12 protein-coding genes are annotated in these 10,226 nt (G+C 68.6%); all 12 read right to left on the reverse strand.

Going from position 1 to position 10,226, the window contains the following annotated elements; genetic code table 11:
- Nucleotides 1-54: 54 nt before the first annotated feature.
- Nucleotides 55-498, reverse strand: coding sequence for a DUF3613 domain-containing protein (locus N5C88_RS28155; RefSeq protein ID WP_280016663.1), 444 nt, complete (start codon nt 496-498; stop codon nt 55-57).
- A gap of 22 nt (nt 499-520) precedes the next feature.
- Nucleotides 521-1,390 carry a tetratricopeptide repeat protein gene (locus N5C88_RS28160; RefSeq protein ID WP_280016664.1) on the reverse strand — a complete coding sequence of 290 codons (870 nt, stop codon included), beginning with the start codon at nt 1,388-1,390 and terminating at the stop codon, nt 521-523.
- Nucleotides 1,390-2,394: a type II secretion system F family protein gene (locus N5C88_RS28165; protein WP_280016665.1), complete on the reverse strand. Its 1,005-nt coding sequence runs from the start codon at nt 2,392-2,394 to the stop codon at nt 1,390-1,392. The genes N5C88_RS28160 and N5C88_RS28165 overlap by 1 nt, the downstream gene beginning before the upstream one ends.
- A gap of 13 nt (nt 2,395-2,407) precedes the next feature.
- Nucleotides 2,408-3,331: a type II secretion system F family protein gene (locus N5C88_RS28170; protein WP_059372255.1), complete on the reverse strand. Its 924-nt coding sequence runs from the start codon at nt 3,329-3,331 to the stop codon at nt 2,408-2,410.
- Nucleotides 3,331-4,692 (reverse strand): CpaF family protein, encoded by a 1,362-nt coding sequence (locus N5C88_RS28175; protein ID WP_118935012.1) that lies wholly within the window; start codon nt 4,690-4,692, stop codon nt 3,331-3,333. Before N5C88_RS28175 ends, N5C88_RS28170 begins: the two co-directional genes overlap by 1 nt.
- Nucleotides 4,693-4,725: 33 nt before the next feature.
- Entirely contained in the window at nt 4,726-6,054 is a 1,329-nt protein-coding gene (locus tag N5C88_RS28180) for a pilus assembly protein CpaE (RefSeq protein WP_280016666.1), read from the reverse strand.
- Entirely contained in the window at nt 6,051-7,358 is a 1,308-nt protein-coding gene (locus N5C88_RS28185; protein WP_059372833.1) for a type II and III secretion system protein family protein, read from the reverse strand. The genes N5C88_RS28180 and N5C88_RS28185 overlap by 4 nt, the downstream gene beginning before the upstream one ends.
- A 119-nt stretch (nt 7,359-7,477) precedes the next feature.
- The gene (gene cpaB / locus N5C88_RS28190; RefSeq protein WP_118935006.1) at nt 7,478-8,437 is read right to left on the reverse strand and encodes a Flp pilus assembly protein CpaB; all 960 of its coding nucleotides are present in this window, start codon (nt 8,435-8,437) and stop codon (nt 7,478-7,480) included.
- A complete protein-coding gene (locus N5C88_RS28195; RefSeq protein WP_347881413.1) occupies nt 8,434-8,949 on the reverse strand; it encodes a TadE/TadG family type IV pilus assembly protein in 516 nt (171 codons plus the stop codon). Before N5C88_RS28195 ends, cpaB begins: the two co-directional genes overlap by 4 nt.
- Complete coding sequence (locus tag N5C88_RS28200) at nt 8,927-9,388, reverse strand: TadE/TadG family type IV pilus assembly protein (RefSeq protein WP_280016668.1); 462 nt, start codon at nt 9,386-9,388, stop codon at nt 8,927-8,929. Before N5C88_RS28200 ends, N5C88_RS28195 begins: the two co-directional genes overlap by 23 nt.
- Nucleotides 9,334-9,855, reverse strand: a complete 522-nt coding sequence (locus N5C88_RS28205) for an A24 family peptidase (protein ID WP_118935002.1) — start codon at nt 9,853-9,855, stop codon at nt 9,334-9,336. Before N5C88_RS28205 ends, N5C88_RS28200 begins: the two co-directional genes overlap by 55 nt.
- Before the next feature lie 141 nt (nt 9,856-9,996).
- Nucleotides 9,997-10,197 (reverse strand): Flp family type IVb pilin, encoded by a 201-nt coding sequence (locus tag N5C88_RS28210; RefSeq protein ID WP_054453678.1) that lies wholly within the window; start codon nt 10,195-10,197, stop codon nt 9,997-9,999.
- Between the last annotated feature and the right edge of the window lie 29 nt (nt 10,198-10,226).

The raw sequence follows: 10,226 nt of genomic DNA on the forward strand, positions 1-10,226 counted from the left end.
CATGCTCTTGCGACTCCATACCCGCACGCGGCGGGGAACAGCAACGCTCCGAACCTATTGGACGTTGGGGATTTCCACATTCCGGTCGAACCACACGGGAATGGGATGCTTGAAGCTCTCCAGGTAGCGGTTCCAGGCCGCCGTGGACACCGGCCCCAGCACGGGCAAGGCATTGCCAGCGCGCCGCCCGTCGGCCTGCGCCGCCAGCAGGCCGCGCGTCACGTCGCCAAAGCCCTCTTGCGCCGCCGGCGCGGCGGCAGGCGCTTGCGGCAGCGGCGTCTGCACCTGCTGCACCACGGCCCGCTCCGGCATGGGGGCCGCGGACGCGGGTTCCGGCGCCGACGCGGCGGCGGGCGCCTGGGCGGGCGGCGCGCTGCTCGCGGCGCCCGACATGCTGCCCGTCAGCGGCGCATTGGATTGCGCCAGCGCGGCCGCGGGCGCCTGCGCCGCAAGCGCGCAGGCCAGGATGAACAAGGCGTGATGGGTCGATGGGGACATGGCAGTCTTCCTTAAAACGGAGTTAGCGCACGATGGGCCCGTTGCCCAGGCCGTCCATCAAGGGGCTCATCAACGGCATGACGGCCTGTTCGCCGCTGGACACCCGGGTGGCAGGCGCAAGGGAAGCGCCCGGCGCCAGGGCCAACTGGCCGCGGATCTCGGCGGCCAGGCGCAGAACCTGTCCGCGCGCCTCTTCGCCCAGCTGCGCCCGCTCCATCAGGCGCTGGGCCTTGAGCGGATCCCCCTCCACCAGCAGCAGCACCGCCAGGTTCGCCAGCACCTTGCCGCTTTCCGGCGTCAATTCGGCCGCCTGCCCCAAGGGCACGCGCGCGCCCGCCGGATCGCCCGCGCGCAGACGCGCATAGCCCAGGTCGCCCAGGATGCGCGCGTCCATGGGCGCCAGCTTGGCCGCCCGCGAGAAGTAATCGGCCGCCTGATCGAACTGCCCGCGCGAACCGGCGATCAGGCCCAGGCCATGCCAGCCCTCGGCCGCCTGGTCGGTGGCGGTCAGCGCGCGATAGGCCTGTTCGCTCAGCGCCGCCTGCCCGGTCTGGCGCAGCGCCTCGGCGCGCAGCACGGCCACGCGCGCGTCATTGCCGTACTTCTGCTGATAGCCGTCGATGTAGGCGAGCGACGCGAAATAGCGTTCCTGGCGTTGCGACTCGACGATCATGGACAGCATCATCTCGGGTTCCTTGGGCCGGCTCTTGCTCTGGGCCTCGTCTTCTTTCTGCCGCAGCAGCGCCTGTTCCTGCTGTTGTTGCTGGATCAGTTGCCAGGCGGATTCCGCGTTGTTGGTCTTGCATCCGCTCAAACCCGCGCCCGCCGCCAGCACCGTGGCGACGAGCGCCCAGCGCCATGCGCGCGAGCTGTTTTCCGTTGCGCCGTTCATTACATCCCCCCCATGCGCGACAAGCCGCGCAACACCGCGATAAAACCGGCCCCGCCCGTCACGATCAACAGCGCGGGCAATAGCGTCACGATCATGACCCCGGTCATCTTGACCGTGGTCTTGCCCACCTTCTCCTTCAGCTCCAGGCGCCGCTTGTCGCGCAGGCGTTCGCCGAAGCGGTTCAAGGGCTCCTGCACCGCGCCGCCGTGCTGGTCCACCTGCGCGATCAGGCGGCAGATGGCGGACAGGTCGTCGTTGTCGAAACCCGTGGCCATCCTGGCCAGCGATTGTTCGCGCGTGCGGCCACGCACATAGAGTTCGGACGCCAGCCGCAATTCGAATGACAGCACCGGCAGCACCTGGCCGAACTCCTTGACCAGCACCTGCAGGCTCTGGTCGATCGACAGGCCCACGCCCTGCAACAGGCGCAGCAAGTCGATCAGCAAGGGCAGCTCATCGGCCGCCTGCCGGCGGCGGCGCGCCAGGCGCCGCTGCACGATCCATTTGGGCAGCATGTAGCCGACCGCGAAGGCCACGAAGGCCGCGAAGGCCGCGACCAAGGCGCCCAGCGGCATATCCGGCAGATGCTTGTGCCAGTCCAGCACGACCGCCGCCACGGGCAGCAGAATCGCCAGCCCGAACCGGATCAGGACGAAGCGCGAGCGCGCGGTGCCGGGGTCGGCATAGCCGGCCATGTCCACCAGCTTGCGGTCCTCGGCGGCCAACAGCGCGTCGGCCAGCCGGCCCTCGCTCAGGCGCTTGCCGAACGTGTCGGCCGCCCGCGCGGCCGCCGCCAGCCTGCCCTGCCCGCCTTCGTTGCGCGCGGCCGCCGGCGCCTTCGCGCCGTCGCGCGCGGCCAGCGCCTGATCCACCACCTGACGGCTGCGGCCCTGGCTGCGCAAGCGCCGCGCCATGCCCAGGCCCAGCACCACCAGGCCGGCCGCCACCAGCATCAGCGCCATCGCCAGCACGGTGGAAGCGTTCCAGGATTGCAGGATGTGCATGCGCCCCCCCCGGTCAGATGGCCTTGGCCATGCGATAGAGCCAATAGCAGCCGCCGATCTGCAGGCAGACCGCGGTCAGCAGCATCCTGAAGCCTTGCGGGTCTTGCCACAGCCCCATGAACAGGTTGTTGTTGGCGACGATGATGAAGCCCGCGATGCCCACGGGCAGCAAGGCCAGAATCCAGGCCGACAAGCGGACCTCGGCCGAGCTGGCGGTCAGTTCATTGCGCGCCTGCGCCACGTCGCGCATGAAGGCCGCCATGCGTTCCAGCACCTGGTCGCTGCGGCCGCCAAACCGCAGGGCCAGCGACACCACCGCCGCCACCATGTACAGCTCCTTCAACCCATACAGGCGCGACACGTGCGCCAAGGCCGCATCCAGCTCCTTGGAGCGGCTCAGGCTGGCCGCCGTCTCCACCACTTCGCGCAAGGGCTCGTCGGCTGCTGCGGCGGCGGTCTGGAAGGCGGCGCCCATGCTGTTGCCGATGGTAAGCAGGCGCACGATGTTGTCCAGGAACGCAGGCAGCTGCGAGATCATGCGCCGCTGGCGCTTGTCGGCCCGCAGCCACAGCAGGAAGTAGGCGAACACGGCCAGCAGCAGGAAGCTCACTGCGCCGGAAAGCGCCCCCAGGAAGATCCACGCCAACGCCGCACCGACCACGACGGGAAGCGCGATGCGCACATACAAGCCCGCGCTTTGCCGCAGGCCGGCCAGGCGCAGCAAGCGGTCCCAGCCGGAAAACCCGCTGCGGAACTGACGCGAGCTCTCGGCGAAAGGCGCGTCGGCGGCGGCCGCGTCGCGGCCCCGCTGCAACTGGCTTTCCAGAAAGGCGGAGCTGGCCGCCCGGCGGGCGCTGCGGTCGGCGTGGCGCCACAGCAGCGCCGCCGCGATGGCCAGCACCGCGGCCAGGCTTGCAAGGACCAGGGCTTCGGGCATCAGCGCCTCCTGCTCCAGAATCCGCCGCTCCCGCCATCGCGGTCGTCCGGCGGGTTGTCGTTGGCGCGCGCCTCGTTGCGCAGCTTGGCCAGCTTGGGCGTGTGAGGATGGATGCCGAGCCAGTTCCAGCGATCCTTCTCCTCGCCGTCCGGCGTCGCATAGGATTCGTGGCGATAGAGTTCCTGCGTGGAGATCACGTTGTCGCCCATGCCTGTGATCTCGGTCACCGACAGCACACGGCGCTTGCCGTTGGACAGGCGGCCGATCTGTACGATGAAGTCCAGCGCGCTGGCTATCTGCCTGCGCAAGCTGTCCTCGCTGCCCTGGAAGCCGGCGAATCCGGCCAGCATCTCGATCCGGTACAGGCATTCGCGCGGGGAGTTCGCGTGGATGGTCGCCATGGAACCCTCGTGCCCGGTGTTCATGGCCTGCAGCATGTCCATGACCTCGGCGCCGCGCACTTCGCCCACCACCACGCGGTCCGGCCGCATGCGCAGGCTGTTGCGGATCAGCTCCCGGATGCTGACCGCGCCGCTGCCGTCAAAACCGCCCTGGCGCGACTCCAGCCGCACCACGTGAGGATGGTTGAGCGACAGTTCGGCGGTGTCCTCGACCGTTACCACGCGCTCCGTTTCCGGGATGAAGAACGCCAGCGCGTTCAGCAGCGAGGTCTTGCCCGAGCTGGTGCCGCCGGACACCAGGATATTGCAGCGGTTCTTCACCGCCTCGTTCAGCAGCCGGTAGATCTCTTCGTCGAAGCTGCCCAGGGTCAGCAGGTCCGCGGGTTTGAGCGGATCCTGGCGGAACTTGCGGATCGACACCATGGGGCCGTCCACCGCCAACGGTTCGATCACCACGTTCAGGCGGCCGCCGTCGGGCAGGCGCGCGTCCACCATGGGGCTGGACTCGTCGAGCCGCCGGCCGATCGGGGCCAGGATGCGGCGCACGATGCGCAGCACGTGCTGGTTGTCGGTGAAGCGCAGCGTCTCGCGGGCCAGCACGCCGCGCCGCGAAACGAAGACATTGTCATAGCCGTTGATCAGGATATCCTCCACGGCCGGGTCCGCCAGCAAATCCTCCAGGGGACCCAGGCCGGCCAGTTCCTTGGTCAGCGCTTCGGCAATGGCGCGCATTTCCCCTTCGTTGATCGGCACCCGGCGCAGGCGCACGAAGCTCGCGACCTCGATGTCCACGAATTCCTGGATCGCCGACCTGGCCCAGCGGCCGAACTCCGCGCCCAGTTCTTCGATGCGGGACAGCAGGTGCTCGTAGGCCGCCGTCTTCACTTCCTGGTAGCGGTCCGACGCCGAAAAGCCTTTGTCGCCATCGCCGCCGAACTCTATCGTCGCTGTCATGATCATGTCGGATCCCGTAGCCGTCCGTCTGTCTGTCCGTCAACCGACCACCATGCGGCGGTGCACGCCTGGCAGCCAGGTGGCCAGCCAGCCTGCCCGCCCGCCAGGCGCGTTCTCTTCGGCGCACAGGCGTTCCGCCAGCGCCTGCACCGCCCGCACGTAGACATCGCGTTCGGCCTCTTCGTGCAGCAGATGGCCGCGGTTCGTGCACACCATCAGCGGCAGCGTGCGGTCCGGCAGCGTGCCCACCAGTTCCAGCTGGAAGCGTTCGGCGATCTGCTGCGCCGTCATGCCGTAGCGTTCGTCATAACGGTTGACGATCAGGCCCAGGCTGCGCCGGTCCACGTGCTGTTGTTCCAGCTCCTGCAGCACGCCGGCCAGCGACACCAGCGCGCCGACGCTCTGGTCGGTCACGATCCAATTCAGCTGCGAGGCGCGCGCCAACCCCGACACGAATTCAGGGTTGCTGAAACCGCCCGCATCGGCCACCACGACCGAGAAGTGCTGGCGCATGCGCTCGAACACCAGCAGCGAATCCGACTGCGACACGTCGCGCATCTGGCCCAGATCGCGCGGCAGCGACAGCACGCTCAAGCCGTTGGCCGTATGCGCCATGGCCGACCCCAGCAGCGTCGAGTCGAGGCGGCGCAGGTTGCGGGCCGCCTCGGCGAAATCGAAGTCGCCGCCGATGTTCAGGTAGAGCTGGCAATCGCCTATGGGCCAGCCCAGGTCCATCAACGCAACGCGGCTGGACAGGGGTAGCGGTTCGCCGGCGGGCTTGGGCGTCTTGGCGCCGCTCGTGGCTGCGCGCTGGCCGTGCGCGAGCTTCAAGCGGTCCTGCACCATCCCCGCCATATGCACGGCCAAGGTGCTGGTCCCCACGCCGGGCCGCGCACCCAGCAGCACGACGCTGCGGCGCGTGCCGTCCATGCGGCCGTCGGATGGCCGGTCGAGCAGGCGCAGCACCACCTCCTTGATCTCCTGCGGCGCCACCGAGGGATCGACGAAATCGCTGACGCCTGCCCGCAAGGCGGCGATCGCCCCCTCCGGCTGGCTCAGGAAGCCGACCGCCACGCGCGGCAACGTCGGCGCGATGCGGGCCAGCAAGCGAGCCAGTTCGGCGGACTTGAACAGTTTGCCGGGTTCGTCGTCGCTCAGTGTGAAGTCCAGGAACACCACCTGCGGCGCAATCTCCGTCAGGCGCCGCGCCAATTCCTCGATGCGCGGCGCTTCCTGGGTCAGCATCCCCAGGTCGCCCAAGGCCTGTCCCAACTGTGCGGCAACCGCGTTGCCCTGGGAGCAGAACAGGAACCGCGTGCCGTTTTGCAGGCCCACCCATTCGCTGGCATGTGTCTTCATATTGCTCACCGTGAAAAGCCCGGCATCTGCTGGCCGCCCACCGGGCCGGTCAGGTAATAGCCCCAAGCATTGAACGCCGTATCCGTTTGCTCCTGCTTGGCTCCCGGCAGCGGCAGGGCCACGCCGCGCGCGATGGGGCGCACCAGGCGCGGCGTCACGACGATGACCAGCTCGGTGTCCTCTTGGGAATAGTCGACGCTGCGGAAAAAGGAGCCGATGATGGGCAGGTCGCCCAGCATGGGCACCTTGTTGACCATGGCCTTGGTCTGGCGCGATACCAGGCCGCTGATCACGAAGCTTTCGCCATCGCCCAGTTCCACCGTGGTGTCGGCGCGGCGCGTGCGCAGGGCGGGAATGATGGTGCTGGTATCCGCGCTGGTATTGATGGCGATGCCGTTGGTGTAGTCGAGTTCGCTGGCCTCGGGCGCGACCTTCAGCGAGATGCGGTCGCGCGACAGCACCGTGGGCGTGACGGTCAGGCCGATGCCAAAGGGCTTGAAGGTCACGTTGACCGTGCCCAGGCCGCCGGCCTGCGGAATCGGCAATTCGCCGCCAGCCAGGAAGCTGGCGCTCTGCCCCGTCAAGGCCACCAGGGTCGGCTCGGCCAGGACACGGGCCATGCCGTTGGTTTGCAGCAGCCGCAGCCGCGCCGAAAAATTGTTGGAGTCGTAAAACAACGAAAAGCCGGATGCCAGCGCGCCGCCCAGGCTGGCCGGCATGGTGGAGCTGCCGCCGCTCCAGGGGCCGTTGCTGGCCGTGAAGCTGATGCCGGCCGCCTTCATCACCGAACGCGACACTTCCACGACCTTCACTTCCACCTGCACCACCCCGCCGCTGCCGGCGGTGGACATGTCCACCACGTTTTTTTCCCCGCCGACGGCGGATGCCGCCATGGTGGCCGACGCGATCTGCCCCAGCTGCGATTCGGCGTGTCCCGACACCACGGCATGGCCGTCGGCGATGTCCACGTTGGCGCCGCCGCCCAGGCCGCGGCTCGCCAAGGCGCCCTGCACGCTGCCGCCGACGCGGACGTTCCATATCTGCGGCGTCGCATTGTTGCCGATCCATACCTGCAGTTGCGTGGTGCCGGCTTTCTTGCCATAGAGCAGCACCGAGCCCGCGCGCTTGCCGGAGGCGGGCAATACCTTCACGTCCGCCACATCCGGGTCGCCGATGGCGATGCGCGTGGGCGCGCCGCCATCCAGCATGAGAGTCTGCTGCCCCTTCACCGCCATCGAGATGTCGCGGACCGGCGCGCTCGCGCCGGCCGCGGGCGCCGCGATCTGAGCCAGGCTGAGACCTGCGTGCGCCATCGCCGCCGCAGCCGACAGCAGGCAGATCATGGTGGTGCGCTGATGTTTCTTCATAGTGCTGGACCCGATGATGGAATAAGTCCGGCTGCGGTCAGCGCCTGGTCCGCCCGCAGCCCCGTTCAATAGCGCACGCGCTCGGATTTCTCTCCTCGGATGATTTCCACTGTCCGGCCGCCGCCGGAACCCTGGGGCCGGCTGGCGGCGCGGGTGGCGGGCGCCAACGCCGCGGCCGTCGTGCCGTCCAGTTGCACCAGACTCTCGCCGGCGTAGGCGCGGTTCGGTCCCGTCAGCAGCGACTCGCGCTGCGCGGGGGTCAGGTCGGTGCGCACCGGCAGCACCGTGCCGCGCCGGGCGAACAACTGCGCATCGGGCATGCTGTCGTCGCCCACCGGGCGCAAGGCCAACTGCAGGCGGCCGGCGCGGCTGGCCAGCATCAGCTCATTGACGCGTTCGACCGGCACGGCCAGCACCGCGGTGCGCGCCGGCTGACCAGGCCCCCCTTGCTGCAGCGCCGACTTTTCATCCGGGCCTTCCACCGTAGCCCTGCCATACGCCAGCACGCGCACCTGCGACTGCAGCAGGCGGGCCTGGCCGACGGCGACTTCAGCGCTTTTTTCGATCATGAAGAACACGTCCACCATGTCGCCAGGGACGATACGATTGCCGCCGCCGATCACTTCGTCCACCGCGATGGCGACGGCGCGCTCGCCCGGCTTGAGCTGGCGCGCCAGGCCTTGCGTCAGCAGGCTGGGCAAAATCGGATCGCCTGCGGCGATGTCGACCTTCGTCACCGCGCCCTCCAGCGGCGCGACGTCGGCAAACCCGCCGGACAGCGCGACCTGCCACTGCGCCACCGTCAGCATTCTTGCGCCGTCGATGCGCGAACCGGCTGGGATCGGCTCTCGGGCCACCACCACCGGATGGAGTTTGAGCGGTTCCGCGGGCGCCGCCGCGACAGGCGCAGGCGTCACGCTGGGCGGAGGACTCGCGGGCGCCGAGGCCAGCCGCCAGGCCACGAAGGCCAGCACCAGGCCCGCCACCAGCAACATGCCCGCGATGATTTTGCTCAGACTGCTCATGGTGTCCCCTGCGATATCTGCACGACAGCCTGCGAATGCAATCTGTTGGGTATCCAGTTCCGGTTCGCGCCCGGCAATGCCGTGATCAGCCCCCGCACGGTCTCCAATAGCGGCCAGGACTGTGTGTTGTAGGTCATGGCGACAGTGGCGCAATCGGCCGGCCTGCCACCTGCCCCCGTCCACGCACAGGGCGCGCGCGTGGCGCTGCACAGCACCGCGGAGCCGGCCGAAAACGTACCCATCGCCGCCAGACAGGCCGCCGCAGGCACATCGGCCTGACCACTGAAGCGGGCATAGACGGCCGCGCGCGCGCCATCGGCCGCGGCGGCGGCCAACTGCTGCTGCATCCAGAACAGCGCGCCGAACCCGACCACGCCGCAAATGAAGAGCAGCAGCAGGGTGAGCGTCAACGAAAACTCCAACGCCGCGATGCCGCGCTGGCGCTTGCGTGGCGTCTGGCTCCCAGGGCGTTGCGCATGGGCTCGCATCTCAGCCTCCCCCGCCCAAGGCATTGCCCAGATGCACCGTGGCGCGCGCGCTCAGCACGCTGGAGGCCGGCATCAGCGCGGCCTGCAGGAGCGGCACCGAAGGGATGAGCGGATGGGCGCCATATGCGTAGGACACGTAGACTTCGATCTGATCCTGCGCCAGGGGCATGCCGCTGCAGGCGCCGCCGGCCGCGCTGCTGAGCGCGCCCGCGCTGCTGCAGACCGCCACCTGGACCGGCGCGGCGGACATCGTGCTGATCCACTCCGCCTGGTACAGCGCCGAATCGCGGCCGGCGTTGGCCCGCGCCGTCAGCGACGCGGAACCCGCCTGCCACTGCAGGACCTTGCGGGCGCCATCCTGTGCGGCCAAGGTCACGGAATGCTGCGCGGCGACCACCAGGGAATACGTCAGGATCCCGTAAAACACCAGGAAGAACACCACGAATACCAAGGCGAACTCCACGGAATAAGAACCGCGATGCCGGCGGCGAGCCCCAGATACGCGGCATAGGGAATCTGGCGCGCCCGGTTGCTCAACGCCCAGACCCGGGACACCGCCAGATACAGCAGGCCATGCAAGCCGGCCAGCACGCTGGCCAGCGCCAGCGTCGCCATCAGCGGCGCGAAGCCCAGCAGCAGTCCGAGCACGGCAATGGCCTTGATATCCCCCGCCCCCATGAGACGCCTGCGCCACAGCGGCAGGAACGGCGCCGCGGCCAAAAAACCGGCCAGCGCCATCAACCATCCCGACCATCGCGGCGGATAGGCCCAGCCGGGCGCCAGCAAGGCTGCCAGCAGCCATAGCAATTGGCCCGCAAGTCCCGCGATGATCAGCCGGTTGGGGACGCGGCGATAGCGCAGATCGGCGTGGATCAGCGCCAGAATCCAGCATGCGAACAACAGCCACCACAGCACTACCCCTGGATACAAGGCTGGACCTTCTGAAAAAACGGATACGACGATGGGCGCGCCCGATAGGCGCGGACTCCTTCAATCAAGCGATGCCATGTTGCGGGTACGCGCCGCGGCGGCGGGGAACACGCCGCCGCCACGGCGCGGACGGGTTGCGGCTCAGGTCGGAGGCGGGGTAGTGGTACCGGTCTTGGCGTTGTCCAGCTTGGTGCCAAGTTCCTCGAACATGCCCTTCAAGGACCCGGTAAACGCCCCCACCGCGACAATGAGGGCTACCGCCACCATTCCCGCGATCAGCCCGTACTCCAGGGCGGTGATGCCGTCTTCGTCATTCCAGAACTGCGCAAGTGTCGCTTTCATGTCGAGCTCCATGGGTCTCGATTGATGAC

It is taken from the genome of Achromobacter sp. GD03932 (genome assembly GCF_029839485.1).
Lineage (GTDB): Bacteria > Pseudomonadota > Gammaproteobacteria > Burkholderiales > Burkholderiaceae_B > Achromobacter > Achromobacter bronchisepticus_A.